Annotated in this window: 8 protein-coding genes, 2 tRNA genes and 3 rRNA genes; 6 read left to right on the top strand and 7 right to left on the bottom strand. The window is 48.3% G+C overall.

The features are described from left to right. Positions 1-5: 5 nt before the first annotated feature. A complete protein-coding gene (locus tag ACFPK9_RS03510; RefSeq protein ID WP_377093269.1) occupies positions 6-1,043 on the top strand; it encodes an NAD(P)/FAD-dependent oxidoreductase in 1,038 nt (345 codons plus the stop codon). Here ACFPK9_RS03510 and ACFPK9_RS03505 read toward each other — a convergent pair. The 7 genes from ACFPK9_RS03505 to ACFPK9_RS03475 all read right to left on the bottom strand — a co-directional run bounded on the left by ACFPK9_RS03505 (position 1,040) and on the right by ACFPK9_RS03475 (position 10,911). Further along, positions 1,040-3,409 (bottom strand): BatD family protein, encoded by a 2,370-nt coding sequence (locus ACFPK9_RS03505; RefSeq protein WP_377093268.1) that lies wholly within the window; start codon positions 3,407-3,409, stop codon positions 1,040-1,042. The genes ACFPK9_RS03510 and ACFPK9_RS03505 overlap by 4 nt on opposite strands. A gap of 4 nt (positions 3,410-3,413) precedes the next feature. Continuing rightward, positions 3,414-5,687 carry a VWA domain-containing protein gene (locus ACFPK9_RS03500; RefSeq protein ID WP_377093267.1) on the bottom strand — a complete coding sequence of 758 codons (2,274 nt, stop codon included), beginning with the start codon at positions 5,685-5,687 and terminating at the stop codon, positions 3,414-3,416. A 4-nt stretch (positions 5,688-5,691) separates the two neighbouring features. After that, on the bottom strand, positions 5,692-6,627 hold the full coding sequence (locus ACFPK9_RS03495) for a VWA domain-containing protein (protein ID WP_377093265.1): 936 nt from the start codon (positions 6,625-6,627) through the stop codon (positions 5,692-5,694). 83 nt (positions 6,628-6,710) lie between these two features. Continuing rightward, entirely contained in the window at positions 6,711-7,214 is a 504-nt protein-coding gene (locus ACFPK9_RS03490) for a hypothetical protein (RefSeq protein WP_377093264.1), read from the bottom strand. 9 nt (positions 7,215-7,223) lie between these two features. After that, positions 7,224-8,129: a DUF58 domain-containing protein gene (locus ACFPK9_RS03485; RefSeq protein ID WP_377093263.1), complete on the bottom strand. Its 906-nt coding sequence runs from the start codon at positions 8,127-8,129 to the stop codon at positions 7,224-7,226. A gap of 41 nt (positions 8,130-8,170) precedes the next feature. Further along, on the bottom strand, positions 8,171-9,223 hold the full coding sequence (locus ACFPK9_RS03480) for an Mrp/NBP35 family ATP-binding protein (protein ID WP_377093262.1): 1,053 nt from the start codon (positions 9,221-9,223) through the stop codon (positions 8,171-8,173). Positions 9,224-9,315: 92 nt separating this feature from the next. Further along, entirely contained in the window at positions 9,316-10,911 is a 1,596-nt protein-coding gene (locus ACFPK9_RS03475; RefSeq protein WP_377093260.1) for a S8 family peptidase, read from the bottom strand. A 598-nt stretch (positions 10,912-11,509) separates the two neighbouring features. Between ACFPK9_RS03475 and ACFPK9_RS03470 the strand changes: the two genes are divergently transcribed. The 5 genes from ACFPK9_RS03470 (at position 11,510) to rrf (ending at position 17,005) form a co-directional block, all read left to right on the top strand. Then, positions 11,510-13,040: ribosomal RNA gene (locus tag ACFPK9_RS03470) — 16S ribosomal RNA — on the top strand. A 221-nt stretch (positions 13,041-13,261) separates the two neighbouring features. After that, a tRNA-Ala gene (locus ACFPK9_RS03465) sits at positions 13,262-13,337 on the top strand. A 13-nt stretch (positions 13,338-13,350) separates the two neighbouring features. Beyond that, a tRNA-Ile gene (locus tag ACFPK9_RS03460) sits at positions 13,351-13,427 on the top strand. 374 nt (positions 13,428-13,801) lie between these two features. Next, positions 13,802-16,599 (top strand): 23S ribosomal RNA (locus tag ACFPK9_RS03455). 290 nt (positions 16,600-16,889) lie between these two features. Next, positions 16,890-17,005: ribosomal RNA gene (gene rrf / locus ACFPK9_RS03450) — 5S ribosomal RNA — on the top strand. The 16S, 23S and 5S rRNA genes sit together here with 2 tRNA genes alongside, the layout of an rRNA operon. The last annotated feature ends 13 nt before the right edge of the window (positions 17,006-17,018 follow it).

Raw genomic sequence — 17,018 nt, 5'->3', positions numbered from 1 at the left:
CTTCGATGACGCAGGTCGATTACATCATCGTCGGTCAAGGTTTGGCGGGGTCGGCACTGGCTATGGCTCTGCTTAAACGGGGGAAGTCGTTGCTGGTGATTGATAGAAATGATCCCGATGCGGCGACTCGGGTGGCGGCTGGACTGGTGACCACTCTTGCGGGGAAGGGGATGAATCCGGCTTGGCGCCAGGCAGTATATTTACCAGAGGCTTTGTGCTACTACAGAGCTCTGGAAGGCGAGGCTGGCTGTCAGCTTTTTTATCCACACCCCGTGTTACGGCTTTTTTCTAATGAAAAGGAAGCTGCGAAGTTTGAGCGAAAGAAGGAAACGGTAGCCGAGTGGGTTGCTGAGGAAAAGGCTGAGATTAGTCAGGAGCAAGTTCACGGAAGTTTTGGCGGCTTTGAAATGGCGCAGGGAGGGAGGCTCGATACGCGCAAGTATTTAGCGGTGGTGCGAGCGAAACTGGAACGAGAGTCACGATTTATTGAAGCTAATTTTGATGAAAATGATCTAGTGTATGAAGAGAGAAAAGTGATTTGGAAAGATTACTCGGCGCAGCGCGTGATTTTATGTCAGGGCTACGCTGGACTGAAAACTGGAGCGTTTTCTTATGTGCCGCATCGCAGTGCTAAGGGGGAAATGCTCACAGTAAAAGTTGGGCAGTTAGATTCTGATAGAATTCTTAATCGAAATGGTTGGCTAGTTCCACTAGGTAATAATGAATGGCGGGCAGGAGCTACGTACGAGTGGGATGATTTGAGGTCAGAGCAGACAATTGAAGGGCGAGAAGCTGTTGAGAAAAAGGTGAGAGATCTCACTCCATTAGCTTTTAAAACGGTAGAGCATGAAGTGGGTGTTCGGCCTATTATTCATCGTAGTCAGCCGGTGATTGGTTTTCACCCAGAGAACGAAGCCTTAGGTTTTTTCAACGGCCTTGGATCGAAAGGGGTGATAACCGCTCCAAGTGTGGCTGAGCATTTTGCTGCAGTGTTAGAAGGAGAGGTTGAGCTGGATCCCGAGCTTGCGCTTAGTCGGCTTTAGCGGTGGATTGCTTCGACTGTGTCATTTGGCACCCAGCCTCTGACATCGTTTTCGAGTGCCACGTATGACCATTCGCCTCGTTCGGCAATGATGCGGCAAGGGGAAGCTGGTGTGGCTTTTATAAGTGTTTTTTTCTCAAGTTCTTTTCCACTGAGTTTGATCGGTTCGGTGAGGACGGGGGAGAACTGAGTGAGTATTGCTGCTTCGCCTTCGTTCGCTGCATTGCGCTGAGGGTGAACAAACCAGATGTAGAAACTTGCTGCTGCGATGCACGGCGCGATGACGGTAGCACTAAGTAAAGTAGCAAATTTACCAGCTTTCACTCGGAGTACTTTGAGCGCTAAGATGGAGAGCAGGGTGATCCAGAGGAAAGCAAAGGTAATTTGGAGGAAGAATGAGACGCTGAATTTACTCGCCCAGAGTTCTATTCCACTGAGTTTTGGAGCAAGAATGCTGCCTTGCATTTTCTGCGTGAATTCTAGGTTTCTGGTGGCTTCGGGGTGACGAGGTTCGATAGAAAGTGCGCGTTCGAAGTGGAGGGCTGCTTTGCCTGGTTGATTGAGACGATAATAACAATTTCCTACATTGTATTCTAGATCTGCGGAATTCGGGTGTTCTGCTAGTTGTTTTTGATAAGAAGCTAGGGCTGCTTTGTAGTCTCCTTGGAGCCACTGCTCAAAACTGTCAGCAGCGTCGGAGCTAGCTGAGATTGTTAGAGTGAAACAGAGGGCTAGGAGTATGAATTTTTTGAGGGTGTCTAAGATGTCTTTCCGTTGGTCTTCGGTAGGCCCCTGCGCTGATTCGGGTTGGTAGCATTGGTTGTCGCGTTGCTTGAGAATAGCGTCGATTTCAGCAGGTCGATCCTCTCTATACCATCGTTCGATGAAGGAGCCTGCGTCTTTTAAAAACTCCTTGTTGTGAGCATTTTCTAACTTTTTGAAGGCTTCTAGTCGTATTGATTTTTCAGTGTTTTGAAGCGAGAGAGCGTTAGATCTTTTCTTCAGGGCTACAATCAAAAGCCATGTTAGGAGAGAGGCTGGGATGACTTGCCAAATCGACACAGGAATAGTGGATGTAGCCGTTTTGGGGATAGAGCCGAGGTCGATTTCAGAGAGTGGGCTAAGGATGTCGTTCATTTCTGCAGCTGGCACATCTGCGGCTGTGATGATGGCGTTTCCACTGGTTGTTGGAACTGTTACTGAAAGGGGACCGGTTTCTGTGGTTTCGATGTAGAATTTTTTTGTAGCAGGATTGAAATGGGAGAAGGTGAAACGCGGGAAGGCATCGGCTCCACGCTGAGGTTGTAGGATGTAGTTGAACTCGGCGGTGCCATTAAGCGATTTTCTTTCGTCGCCTTGTTCAACGCGAGAGACATCGATTATTTTCCAAGTAGCGGTGTCCTCGAGAATGGGGGCTGTGATTTGCGAAAGATTTCCTGAACCTGTGACGCTTACGCTGGCGGTGATAGATTCGTTGAGGCTGATCGACTCCTTAGTTGGGTGTCTGGCTATAATGCTGAAGTCTCCTACTGCTCCATTGAATTCGGCTGGTGGAGTTTCGGGGTAGTCGATGACTTGAAACTCGGTAGCGTCGTAGGGAAGTGGAAGTTCTACAGATTTGCGCATGAAGCCCCATTGTGAACGGACGGTGGCGGGAGAGATGATGAGGTCGGTTTCAATGGGGCCGAAGCTCGCTTTGCCTGGTTTGAGAGCGGAGAGGACAGTGGTGTAAGTGGCTGCAAGATATTGGGCGCCATCAATGACAACGTTACCAATGTTGTTGGACTCCGAAGGTGGGTCGAAGCGCCACGCAGTGCAGTTGGTTGCATCTTCAGGTTGTGGGAGTCCCCAGCGCTGAGGGTTGCTGTTGCTTGGTAGATAGACTTTGTATTCGAGGACTGTGGCTTCGCCAGCGTAGAGGGTGGTTTTGGCTGGAAATAGTTTGGAGTAACAAATGATGTCATTGTCGCGGTAGGGAGCTCGGACTCGGTCTAACACGTCTTGCTCGTGCACTGTGATGGTGACTTCGAGACTCTGGGCGGATTTCCCTTGGTGGGGCAGTACGAGTGAGGGGATGGTGTAGGTGCCGGGATTTTTAGCGCTGATAATGTAGCGATAGGTGAAGTAGCGTTCGCCGTTGATATTTTGATAATTATGGGTGCGGAAGGTGATGGGAAGGCCGTCGATCGCAATTTCTTCTGGGGGCGATTTGTCAGGTCGTGTGTCGCGATAGGTGATGTCAAAAGCAGCGAGTTCACCGACGATGAGGTTCGTACTAGTGATGCTAGTGATCACTGGTGAGTTCGCTGAACTTTGTGCAAAACAGCTGATTGTTAGGATGAAAAGAATAGAAATGATGTGTCTCATGAAATTACCAATCGATTTCAGGGTTGTTGCCTTGCCAGAGTCTACGTTGCTCGGTGTTTGGTCTTTGTTGGAGATCGGCGTGTCTTTCTAACATTTCACGCGCTTCTTGTTCTGTTAGAGTATAACCGTGTTGATTTTGTTCAGAGGAATGCTGCTGTTGGCTAGCTTGACCACCTTGTGACTGGCCGCCGTTCTGTTGTTGGTCACCGTCCTGTTGTTGGTCACCGTCCTGTTGTTGGTCACCGTCCTGTTGTTGGTCACCGTCCTGTTGTTGGTCACCGTCCTGTTGTTGGTCACCGTCCTGTTGTTGGTCACCGTCCTGTTGTTGGTCACCGTCCTGTTGTTGGTCACCGTCCTGTTGTTGGTCACCGTCCTGTTGCTGATCGCCGTCCTGTTGCTGATCGCCGTCCTGTTGCTGATCGCCGTCCTGTTGTTGGTCACCGTCCTGTTGTTGGTCACCGTCCTGTTGTTGGTCACCGTCCTGTTGCTGGTCACCGTCCTGTTGCTGATCGCCGTCCTGTTGCTGATCGCCGTCCTGTTGCTGATCGCCGTCTTGTTGCTGGTCGCCGTCTTGTTGTTGGTCGCCGTCCTGTTGCTGATCTCCGTCTTGTTGTTGATCTCCGTCTTGTTGTTGGTCGCCGTCCTGTTGCTGATCTCCGTCTTGTTGTTGGTCCTCCTGTTGTTGAAGTTCTTTGCGGAGCTCTTGAATGGCTTTGATATGTTGTTCAGTGAGCGATTTGTTTTGTCTGAAAGCGTCAGAAGTTTGGAGAGCAAGTGCGTTGTTGTAAGTGGAGAGTGCTCCGTTGAAACTTTCTTCGAAGCGATCTAAATCTTCAATTTTCCACTGGCTTTTAGATTCCCCAGATGGTTGAATTTTACTGCGTAAATAGTCTTTGAGAGGAGTGTCTTCTATTCCTTCGAATTTAGACCATTGATTTTGATAGACCGTATTTGCTAGATTGAAATATGCAGTGGCTTGGGTCCCTGGATCTTGTGACAGGATGGCTGTACTAAAGTGATCACCAGCTTTATCATATTGGCTTTGTCGGTAGTAGGCTTGGCCGAGAGCTAAGGAGAGTTTTGCTTTAGCTTCTCCTGTACTGGCAGCTTGGGCGCGTGAGAGTAGGTTGATAGCGCGTTCGTAGTCTTTTGCAGCAAGCGCTTGGAAACCATTTTTAATGTCAGATGGTTTGTTGAAGTATTTATAACTTTGTTGGCCGAGCCATGATTCGGCTGAGGCTTGTTCGGGAAAGCTGATAAATGTGAGAAGTAGTAGCGCTGTGATGGGTGAACGATTTTTCCAGCGTGTATTCACAAGTGCAGAAGCGAAGGCTAGTACCACTGCTGGGATCAAAAACCAATAGTAGCGCTCATGTGGGACGATTTGTTCTCTACCTTCTTGCTCGAAGTCTTCCATTTCTTCAATGGTAGCTGTGATGACAGCTTCTGGGCGATTTAGTACTGGGGTGTAGGCTCCTGAAGTTTCTAGAGCAAGTTTACGCAGGAGGTCTTCGTGGAGTCTGGTGTGAACGACTTCGCCTTCGCGATTGCGGTGTTTTCCTTCAGCGGCATCTTTGGATGGGATCACTCCTCCAGTACTGGTGCCGACGCCGACTGTGATGATTTGAACGCCCGCTTCCTTCGCAGCAGCAATTGGTTCATCGATTCCACTGTCGTGCTCTTCACCATCGCTGAAGACGAGGAGTGCGTTTGCGCGATTTCCAGATTTTTTTAAGGTGTCGACTCCGGTGGTAATCGCTGCAGCTAAATTCGAACCATCAATTGGCACGCTGTTGGTGTCGAGCTGAGAAATAGTGTCGTGGACCGCGATGTGATCAATGGTTAGTGGGGCGATGACTTTACTGCTTCCAGCGAAGGCAAGGACTCCAATTTTGTCATTTGGGAAGCGATCAAGCATCTGTAGTGCAAGAGCTTTTGAAGCTGTTAGGCGATCTGGAGAGACGTCCTGGCAGAGCATTGATTTTGAAATGTCAATCGCGACGAGGATGTTGCGGCTAGTCACCTTAGCGACTGTTGTGGTTTCTCCTTGGTAAGGTCTTGCAAGAGCGAGGAGTGTCAAAGCAAAAGCTGTTAGGGCGAGGCCAAGGCTTAACCAATGATCGGTGAGTGATCTAGTCAGGACGAGTTTGCTCTGCAGACGTGGGGCCACCATCTGTTTCCATGCTCGGTCGCGTGATGTGCGCACCTTGATGGCTATCAAGCCGATAACAGGAATGAGCAATAGGCCGTAGAGCCAATATGGAGAAAGAAATTCCAATGTACTATTCAGGTGCTGGTGGTTGGTATAATGTGAGAACTAAGAGGCTGCTTAATAGGCTGAGGGCAGCGGCGAAGGTGAAGTAGTGATGGTAGTCAGCGTAGGTTGTGATGACTTGTTTGGTGCGTTCGGTTTTTTCTAACTCGTCAATGACTGTAAATGCTTCAACGAGCTGTTCTGTTGTTTTTGCTCGGAAGTATTGAGCATTAGTGATTTTGGCAATTTTTTCCAAGGTCTCCGTGTCAAATTCTTGGGCTGGAGCGGCTTGGCGATGAAGGCGTCCGCCTGTGGTGCCAATGGCGACTGTATAGACTTTTATGCCTAACTGGTTTGCAGCTTCTGCAGCTTGAAGTGGAGAAATGTTTCCTGAATTGTTAGAGCCGTCTGTGATGAGGACGATGATGCGAGATTTTGTATCTTTGCGTTTATCAAGACGGATCGCAGAGGCTGAAACGGCTGAGCCTATGGCTGTGCCTTGGGTGAGTTCATCGTTTGGCCTCACATCATCGATTTTTTCTAACAGCCATTGATGTTCGAGTGTGATGGGGGATTCTTGGTAGGGCTGTCCAGCAAATGGGATGAGACCGATGCGATCGTTCGGGCGGTGTTTTATGAATTCTTTTACTACTTCACGAGCCATCAAGTCTCGCTGAACTCTGCGGCCATCGAGGTTGAAGTCTGCGATTTCCATCGAATAGGAAATATCCATCGCGATGATGATATCGATTCCGCTGGCCTTGCGTTCTTCATAACTGTTTTTCTTTTGCGGTCGGGCAAGACTGATCGCTGCAAAAATGATGAATAGGGAGAGGAGTGCAAATGAAGCTCTTCCAGCTAGATTGTTAGGACGAGAACCGAGAGTAGATAGAGTGCTGAGGCTCGAGAAGATAATACTGCTGCCTGAGCCTTTGCGCTTTTTGAGCAGTGATAAAGGAATCAAGAGCAATAGTAGTAGAAACCACCATGGCTGGGCAAAAGAATAGTCTTGGAAGAAGGTAGATATAGTATTGATTGTTAGGTTATTTAACCACTAGTGAGTGGGCGAGGAATAGTAGAGTCAATTCCTTTAAGTAGTTCGGCTGCTTTCGTGGCATAGCTTTCTAGAGCCGCAGGATGATTGTGGCTCGGAGCGTATTTATGCTGGGAAAGGCCAGTGAGATATTGGCGTAATTTTTCAGCGGCTTGTTCAGGGAGGGCTTCTATGTGATGAGAGCGTTCGTGGAATTCTTCATCTGTCTCGAACAGTGCTCTATCTTCGAATTGCATTTGTAGGTATTCTCTCACAATAACTGATAGGTCGGTAGCGAGCCGGTTACTGTCTGTAGATTTGAGTTCGAGAGCTTGAATTTTCTGGAGAGCTAACTCTAGGTTGCTTGTCGTTTGAGCATTACTCTTGCGCGATTTTTTTAGGATGAAAATGAGAAGGAGAATGACAGCAAGTGCTGCGAGGGAGAGCAAGACCCATTGCCACCACACTAGAAGTGGTACCTTTTCAGATGTCTCAATGATATCGTGAAATTCTGGCATATTCTTCTGTTAGGCGTGTCTGCTAGAGCGAGTTTTAAAGAGTTGGTGAAGAAGAGGCAAGTAATCTGCGTCAGTAGCTGCATTCACATGATCGATTTTATATTTCGTGAATGTTTTTTGCAGTGCCTCTAGTCTTCTAATTGTGAGTTTTTCGTAGGCCATTCTCACATTGGAATTTGCGGTGTTGACGATGCTTTGTTCACCGGTTTCTGGATCGGTTAGATTCACCTTACCAACGTTAGGAAGGTTTTCTTCGAAAGGATCGAATACGCGCAGAGCGATGGTTTCGTGCTTTTGGCTCAGAGCGCCGAGCTTTTTATGGAAATCGTTATCAATGAAGTCTGAAATGAAAAAGATCAGAGATTTTTGTTTGAGAGTCTTGTTGATGAAGTCACAGGCACCAGCGAGGTTTGTTTGTTTATTCTCTGGTGTGGTGGCTAAGATTTCTCGGATCATACGCAGGGTATGCTTGCTACCTTTAGCTGGTGGAAGGTAAAGAATGGGTTCTTTTGCAAAGAGAAGTAGACCTACTTTGTCACCGTTGTGGCGCGCAGAAAATGCTAATACAGCGGCGATTTCAGCAGCGATTTCACGTTTGGAATAGTGTTTGCTACCGTAATCAAATGAACCAGAGATGTCGACAGCGATAAGGACACTCAGTTCGCGTTCTTCTCTGAAGGTGCGAATGAACGGGGCGTTCATTCGTGCTGTGACATTCCAGTCGATGAAGCGGATTTCATCGCCGTGTTGGTATTCTCTGAAATCTTCAAAGTCTAGGCCTTGCCCCTTGAACGAGGCATGATATTCGCCTGAAAATGATTCCCGTGAAAGCCTCCTTGCCTTGACTTCAAGGTGATGGACTTTTCGCATGATTTCCTCGATTGAGGACTCGTCTTCTGTTGTTACTTTCGCCACGCTGGATTGGATTTTATTTTGACGCTAGCGGAAGGGGGGCTTCATCGATGTACACGCGCCATGACTTTTTCTGCTGTGTCCTTGAAAGCGGCGCTGACTGAAGATTCTGTCTCTGAAAGTGTGGCAACAGGGGTGCCATCGTCGGCACATTGACGGGTTGTGATGTCGATTGGAATTTGGCCGAGCAGAGGCACTTTGAGGCGTTCTGCTTCTTTGACGCCACCACCGTCGCCGAAGAGGTGGTATTTAGTACCGTGTTCACACTCGAACCATGACATGTTTTCGACGACGCCGAGAATGTCGACATTGACCTTTGCGAACATGGATACCGCTTTTCGAGCATCGATGAGAGCTACTTCTTGTGGAGTTGTGACAATGACTGCGCCGCTCAAGGCGACAGTTTGTACAATGGTAAGTTGGATGTCGCCAGTGCCGGGTGGAAGATCGAGGATGAGGTAGTCAAGCTCTCCCCATTCTACTTGGCGAAGAAATTGTTGGGTGTAGCGGGTTGCGAGTGGGCCACGCACGATGACAGGTGAGTTATCGTCTAATAAGAATCCCATGGACATTAGTTTGATGCCATGTGCTTCGATTGGGATAATTTCATCGCGCTCGTTTGCGTATGGCTGCTGGTTGGTGCCAAACATTTGTGCTGTTGATGGGCCGTAGAGGTCACAATCGCAGAGGCCGACTTTTGCTCCAGTTTTTGCGAGAGCGATAGCGAGGTTACTTGAGACTGTTGATTTACCCACACCACCTTTGCCTGAGGCTACAGCGATGATGTTCTTCACACCAGGGATTGAGGTTTTTCCTTGGGCAGGGGCATCTTCGCCACCTGTTTGTTGGGCGTCTGGATTTTTGACATCTACATTGACGCGTGTGGTTCCGATACCTTCGATTTTATTCAGCTCTTCTTGGCAATCTTTAAAAATTGTCTCTGGAACTTTTGGGTCTTTCGTTTGAACTCCGATGGTTACTTCCACGTCCACACCTTTGATGGTGATTTCCTTAATAAGTCCGAAGGCGACGATGTCACGGGAAAATCCTGGGTATTTGACTTTGGCGAGTGCGCTTTTGATAGTTTCTTCAGTCATGATGCGATTGATGGCAAGAAGCTAGAGCCTAACATGCTTGCGAGCAAGAGTGGATTCTATGCGCTTGGGATAGCCTCTTAACTTATTTGCTGTCAGTCTGAAAAGTGATTTTCTTTTCGATTGTTGAGCGGGTCGACATCTGTGCTGGAGGTATTGACTGAAGAATAGACACTGAGTGTTTGGTTCTGAATGAGGGGAGGAGCGGGTATCGTGTAGGAGTATGTTTGGCCAGGGCTCAGGCTATTGATGCTTATTTGAGTGGTTCCAGCTGGGGTCACGATTTGCGCGGGGGAGTTGAAGAGATTAGAGGTCCCTTGGTTTTGGAAAATGATGGTGATTTCGTTATCTCCTGCGTCGTTTGTGATGAGTAGTTGGCTGGTGACGGCGATGTCGTTTATGTTTGGGGTGTTCCTTTCAATTACGCGCCCTATATCTAGGGTGCCTTTGCCGTATTGCGGGTCATCGCCTACAGGGCCAGCTTCGTTGACGTAATTAAATAAGAGTTCGGTTGCTTGCTGAGCTGTATATCCTTCATTGTTGGACATTGTGGCTGCAATTGCTCCGCTGACGAATGGAGCGCTAGCTGATGTGCCAGAAAATGCGGTGAGTAGGTCTTCGCCCCACGCTGCATTGACTTGGTAGCCAGGTGCGGTGATCTGTAAGTTGGGACTGCTATTGGAAAAGTCGAGATGATCGCCATTTGCTTCGATGGCTCCGACAGAGATGACGCCATCGTATGCTGCAGGGTAGACGGCTTGAGATAGGCCTTCGTTTCCTGATGAGGCAACGATGACGGCTCCTAAGTCTTGGGCATAGCGAACGGCTTCAGCTACGACCGAGCTATTTCCTTCAGAACCCATGGAAATATTGATGATTTGCGCTCCTGCATCAGCAGCTTGAAGTATTCCCTGAGCAAGAGTGAAAGAATCCGAAGATCCAAATGCGTCAGTTACTCTTATAGAGAGAATTTCTGCGCTGGGAGCAACTCCGGGTGTGAGTGGGTGTTTCCCTGCAATAATCGATGCGACGGCGGTTCCGTGACTTAGTTGTTCTGATTCATCGCTGAGCTCAGTTAAGGCAATTTGTTGAACGCCGTCTTGTAGAGAAAGGTGATTGTTCACTCCGGAGTCAATCACAGCAACGGTGACTCCTTCTCCCCAGTTTGAGTTGTCTTCATTAATGCCAATTGCTTGGAGTGCTGTATTGCCAAATGCAGTGGCGCCATCCTGAGCGCTCACATCAGGTGGGGTAGGGGTGAAGACTGGATAGTTAGGTGCGATGTCCGCGTTCTCAATATCGTTTAATTGTGAGAAGTTTCCGAATGATATTCTTGCCGCGAGGAGTCGATCTGAGCTTCCTAGGAGCTTCAGTCCTTTATTAGTTAGTTGTGTTAGAAAATGGTGATAAGCTTCGGGATCTTTGAAGTGAAGAATAGCTTCTTTGTCGTGTGTCGCTATTTTGGGGTTTGAGGTCGTATACTTATTAGCTTGTTGTGTGGCTGCTTTAGTGTGGTGGGAGATTTTGGGGAGGGGCAGGTTTTTACTTGGAGTGCTTTGGTTGCTTTGTGAACTGGTTTGGGGGGGTGACTTTCTATCATTGGGAAAAAGTGCTGAGTAGGTGACATAGAGCATGCCGCAAACAGCAAGTACGCTGAAAGTTCCTAGTGAAATGGAGCGTTGGTTCTTCATTCTTCTTGAGTGAAAGTAGCGAATGCAGGGAAAGTTGCACATTCTCTTTTTAATTTGAGGCTGAATCGAGTGATCTATTCAGTATTTTTACATTTTGGGGACGTAGTTTTCTATTGTTTTGGAAGTGACGGTTTTTTTTTGATGTGAAAATGTGAGGTGCAAGTAATTGTGCTATCAATGCCTTGCGGAGAGGGAGTGGGAGAAAGTTTAAAAAAAGATGCGAAAAGAGCTTGCGCGGAGTCATGGAATATGTAGATTGCGCCCCGCCTCACCCACTAAGGGGAGCGCAGCAAGGAATTAACTAAGTTGATTTGAAACACGGTTTCACAAGTTAAGTAGTTCCTGCTGAACGAGATCTTTTACACATTACATGGCTTGGTTAAAATGCAGAGTTCGCTCTGGAAGGTTTAACTAAGTGGAAGAGGAAAGACTGAATTGTGCGCTGCGGTAGATGAAAATCTGACGCAGGCAAGATTGGAGATCTTAAACGGGTTTTCAATCGCACTTGTCAATTTAGTATTTATTTTTAAACGCAAATATATACGCCAACCGTTTTAAAGTGAGTGTCGCAAGACACTCCATCGAAAGATGTAAAAAATATACGGAGAGTTTGATTCTGGCTCAGAATGAACGCTGGCGGCGTGGATAAGACATGCAAGTCGAACGAAGAGAGATTTAGTTTACTAATGATCTCTTAGTGGCGGACGGGTTAGTAACGCGTGAGCAACTTGCCTCAAAGAGGGGGATAGTCCTGGGAAACTGGGTTTAATACCGCATGTGCTCTTCGGAGTAAAGCTGGCCTTCGGGCTAGTGCTTTGAGATAGGCTCGCGTCCTATCAGCTAGTTGGTGAGGTAAAGGCTCACCAAGGCGACGACGGGTAGTTGGTCTGAGAGGACGATCAGCAACACTGGAACTGAGACACGGTCCAGACACCTACGGGTGGCAGCAGTCGAGAATCATTCACAATGGGGGCAACCCTGATGGTGCAACGCCGCGTGGAGGATGAAGGCCCTAGGGTCGTAAACTCCTGTCATAGCAGAGTAAGGCATATTAGTTAATAGCTAGTATGTTTGATAGTATGCTAAGAGGAAGGGACGGCTAACTTCGTGCCAGCAGCCGCGGTAATACGAAGGTCCCGAGCGTTATTCGGAATCACTGGGCGTAAAGGGAGCGTAGGCTGCGCGGTAAGTCAGATGTGAAATCTCAAGGCTCAACCTTGAAACTGCATCCGATACTGCCGCGCTAGAGTAATGGAGGGGTAAGTGGAATTCTCAGTGTAGCAGTGAAATGCGTAGATATTGAGAGGAAGACCAACGGCGAAGGCAGCTTACTGGACATTTACTGACGCTGAGGCTCGAAGGCTAGGGTAGCGAAAGGGATTAGATACCCCTGTAGTCCTAGCAGTAAACGATGTGCGCTTGGTGTAGGTGGGTTCGACCCCATCTGTGCCGGAGCTAACGCGTTAAGCGCACCGCCTGGGGAGTACGGTCGCAAGACTAAAACTCAAAGAAATTGACGGGGACCCGCACAAGCGGTGGAGTATGTGGCTTAATTCGATGCAACGCGAAGAACCTTACCTAGGCTTGACATGTATTGCTAAGCAGTTGAAAGGCTGTGACCCTTCGGGGACCTTACACAGGTGCTGCATGGCCGTCGTCAGCTCGTGTCGTGAGATGTTCGGTTAAGTCCGGCAACGAGCGCAACCCCTGTGGTTAGTTACTAACATTAAGTTGAGAACTCTAGCCAGACTGCCCAGATCAACTGGGAGGAAGGTGGGGATGACGTCAGGTCAGTATGGCCCTTACGCCTAGGGCTGCACACGTACTACAATGCCCAGTACAATGAGAACCGAGACCGCGAGGTGGAGGAAATCTACAAAACTGGGCTCAGTTCGGATTGGAGGCTGCAACTCGCCTCCATGAAGTTGGAATCGCTAGTAATGGCACATCAGCTACGGTGCCGTGAATACGTTCCCGGGTCTTGTACACACCGCCCGTCACATCATGGAAGCCGATCGCACCCGAAGTGTCTGCGCCAACATTGGCAGGGCCCTAAGGTGTAGTTGGTAACTGGGATGAAGTCGTAACAAGGTAGCCGTAGGGGAACCTGCGGCTGGATCACCTCCTTTCTATGGAGCAAATGCCGGAAGGCATAGGTCGAAGGCTAAAGATTAGGATGAACTTAATCAATTGCCTGCAGTTAAGAAATGATCTGCACGTTACAATTAAGCGTCCGCAAAGTCAGCAATGACAATGCGAACCGCAGCATACAATTCAGTTTTTTCTCTTCACAACGAAGGAAACAAAATATTTAAGAGTGAAATTTGGAAAGAAATTCTAAATTCGATCTGGGGGTTTAGCTCAGTTGGTAGAGCGTCTGCTTTGCAAGCAGAATGTCATCGGTTCGACTCCGGTAACCTCCACCATTTTCACAATTTTGGGCCTGTAGCTCAGTTGGTTAGAGCACACGCTTGATAAGCGTGGGGTCACAGGTTCAAGTCCTGTCTGGCCCACCATTTTTCTTGTAAAATGCCTGCGGGTGACCGTAGGGGAATGCAAGCTATTCTTCCTAAATTTCACTCTTAAAGTGAGTCTTTCTTCAAATCCATGAGAATGTGGAAAAGCATCGCTGACTGACAGCGTTCTTTGACATCTGTATAGAGAAACACAATTTATTCTAAAGAATAGATTGAAAGTTTTTCCTAACTGCAAAAATGCAATTAATCACAAATGAGAAAGCTTTTTGCGAGTTGGGATACTCTAAAAATATAAACTTCCAAAAATAAGTTAACGCTTATTTTTAGTAGAATATGGCAAATTTAGACAGAAAGTCCGGAGTGGGTAAGCAACACTTCAAAGAGGACGCTGTCGACTTGATTTAAAGATAAGGAATCAAGCTAGAAAGGGCACATAGTGGATGCCTTGGTGCTAACAGGCGATGAAGGACGTGATAAGCTGCGATAAGCCTCGGTCAGGTGCAAGTAACCATTGACCCGGGGATTTCCGAATGGGGTAACCTAATGTTATTAATATGACATTGTTCCTTACTGAATACATAGGTAAGGATACGCGATACCTGCTGAATTGAAACATCTTAGTAAGCAGAGGAAAAGAAATCAAAATGAGATTCCGTAAGTAGTGGCGAGCGAACGCGGAAGAGCCTAACCATTAGTTGACCAGTGAAGATAGATGAAGGAATTGGAAAGTTCCGGCACAGAGCGTGAAACCCGCGTAATCGAAATCTAATCTGGCTAGGTGAAAGTAGCACACCACACGTGAAACGGTGTGTGAAGATGGGGGGACCACCCTCCAAGGCTAAATACTCGTTAGCGACCGATAGTGAACCAGTACCGTGAGGGAAAGGTGAAAAGAACCCCTGTGAGGGGAGTGAAATAGAACCTGAAACCATGTGCCTACAAGGTGTAGGAGCTCTTCGGAGTGACTGCGTGCCTTTTGCTTAATGAGTCTGCGAGTTAGTATATGTGGCAAGCTTAAGATCTTCTGGATCGGAGGCGTAGGGAAACCAAGTCCTAATAGGGCGTCAATGAGTTGCATGTGCTAGACCCGAAACGGAGGTGACCTACCCATGGCCAGGTTGAAGCTTAGGTGATACTAAGTGGAGGACCGAACCGGTGAATGTTGAAAAATTCTCGGATGAGCTGTGGGTCGGAGTGAAAGGCTAATCAAACCCCGTGATAGCTGGTTCTCCTCGAAATGCATTTAGGTGCAGCGTTGCGTGTTGATGAGTGGGGGTAGAGCACTGAAAGGGCTAGGGGGCATACCCGCCTACCAACCCCTATCAAACTCCGAATACCATTCAATAGAGCGCAGCAGTGAGACAGTGGGGGATAAGCTTCATTGTCGAAAGGGAAACAGCCCAGATCAGCAGCTAAGGTGCCTAAACTATACTAAGTGGAAAGGAGGTGGGATTTCATAGACAGTGAGGATGTTGGCTTAGAAGCAGCCACCATTTAAAAAGTGCGTAATAGCTTACTCATCGAGAGATCCTGCGCCGAAAATGATTGGCGATAAGTATAGTACCGAAGCTCTGGATGTCGGGTTCCTACGGGGACCCGGCGTGGTAGAGGAGCATTCTATAGAGGTTGAAGGGGAATGGCGACTGAACCTGGACACTATAGAAGAGAGTATGCAGACATGAGTAACGATAAGAGCGGTGAGATCCCGCTCCGCCGTAAACCCGAGGTTTCCTGGGCAATGCTAGTCATCCCAGGGTTAGTCGGGACCTAAGCCGAGGCCGAAGGGCGTAGGCGATGGAAAGCAGGTTAATATTCCTGCACGTGCAAAGGGAAGGGGACGCATGATAGAAAGTAACTAGGTTATTGAATTCCGAGATGAGACTACGGTCGATTCGCATTACTGGACGTTGTGCCAAGAAAAGCCAACCCGATTAAACGCACCCCGTACCGCAAACCGACACAGGTGGGTGGGTAGAGTATACCAAGGCGCAAGAGTGAAACCTAGTCAAGGAACTCGGCAAAATGGCTCCGTAACTTCGGGATAAGGAGTGCCCCCTGTTAAAGGGGGGCCGCAGTGAAATGGCCCAACCGACTGTTTAGCAAAAACACAGCATTGTGCTAAGACGAAAGTCGACGTATACGATGTGACACGTGACCAATGCCAAAAGATTACGATGAGATGTTAGCCCTTGAGGCGAAGCTTCGAGTCCAAGTCCTGGTGAATGTCGGCCGTAACTATAACGGTCCTAAGGTAGCGAAATTCCTTGTCGGGTAAGTTCCGACCTGCACGAATCGTGCAACGAGTTGGGCGCTGTCTCGACTAGGTGCTCAGTGAAATTGTAACGCCGGTGAAGATGCCGGCTACCCGCAGAAGGACGGAAAGACCCTATGGACCTTAACTGTAAGCTGTTAGTGTTCATTTAATCTTAATGCTCAGCATAAGTGGGAGACGTTGAAATGGTGTTTTAGGATATCATGGAGTCATCAGTGAGATACCACCCTTTAATTTTGAATGTTCTAACCTCGAGCCTTGAATCAGGCCGGGGGACCCTGGCAGCCGGTCAGTTTTACTGGGGCGGTATCCTCCTAAAGAGTAACGGAGGAGCGCGAAGGTTGGCTCAGCACAGTTGGCAACTGTGTGTTGAGTGCAAAGGCATAAGCCAGCCTAACTGTGAGACTAACAAGTCGAGCAGATACGAAAGTAGGCCTTAGTGATCCGGCGGTAGAAAGTGGAATTGCCGTCGCTCAACGGATAAAAGGTACCCTAGGGATAACAGGCTGATCGCGCCCAAGAGTTCATATCGACGGCGCGGTTTGGCACCTCGATGTCGGCTCGTCGCATCCTGGGGCTGGAGAAGGTCCCAAGGGTTGGGCTGTTCGCCCATTAAAGCGGCACGCGAGCTGGGTTCAGAACGTCGCGAGACAGTTCGGTCCTCTATCCTCTGTGGGCGTAGGAAAATTGTGGGGTTCAAACTCTAGTACGAGAGGACCGAGTTTGACGCACCTCTGGTGTACCTGTTGTTCTGTCAAGAGCATCGCAGGGTAGCTAAGTGCGGTCGAGATAAGCGCTGAAAGCATCTAAGCGCCAAGCTTCTCCCGAGATTAATTTTCCCTGAAGGATCGTGGAAGACCACCACGTTGATAGGTTGGGGGTGTAAGTGCAGCAATGTATTTAGCTCACCAATACTAATCATCCGTTCGGCTTGATTCCTTAAGCTTTAAATTTGCTTAACAAATCAAGAGTATTCAAAACACGCAAAAAGCTGTGATCAACGCATTACAGGCAGTTAAAGACTTTATGTCTTCTCTATACAGTTGTCAGAGAGCGCTTCCTATGAAGCAGCTCTTTTAAATAACCAAGTAGACAATCTACACACAACCAAAGCTAATAAGCTAAGGCCGGTAGAGGTCGTGCTACACTTAAGAAATTTGCCGCAGGCAAGTGACTCAGTCTGAAAACTGAACACAGCAAGCTGACAAACTTAAGGGAGCAGCCCGACCTCTGGTGACCATAGCAAAGTGGAACCACCCGGTCCCGTTCCGAACCCGGAAGTGAAACACTTTAGCGCCGATGGTAGTTGGGCGATAGGCCCTGTGAGAGTAGGTCGTCGCCAGGTTATATGACCCGCA

The sequence above is a fragment of the Rubritalea spongiae genome, assembly GCF_042652385.1.
GTDB lineage: Bacteria > Verrucomicrobiota > Verrucomicrobiia > Verrucomicrobiales > Akkermansiaceae > Rubritalea > Rubritalea spongiae.
Note: the sequence above shows the minus strand (reverse complement) of the source record. Positions and strands in the feature narration are given on the sequence as shown.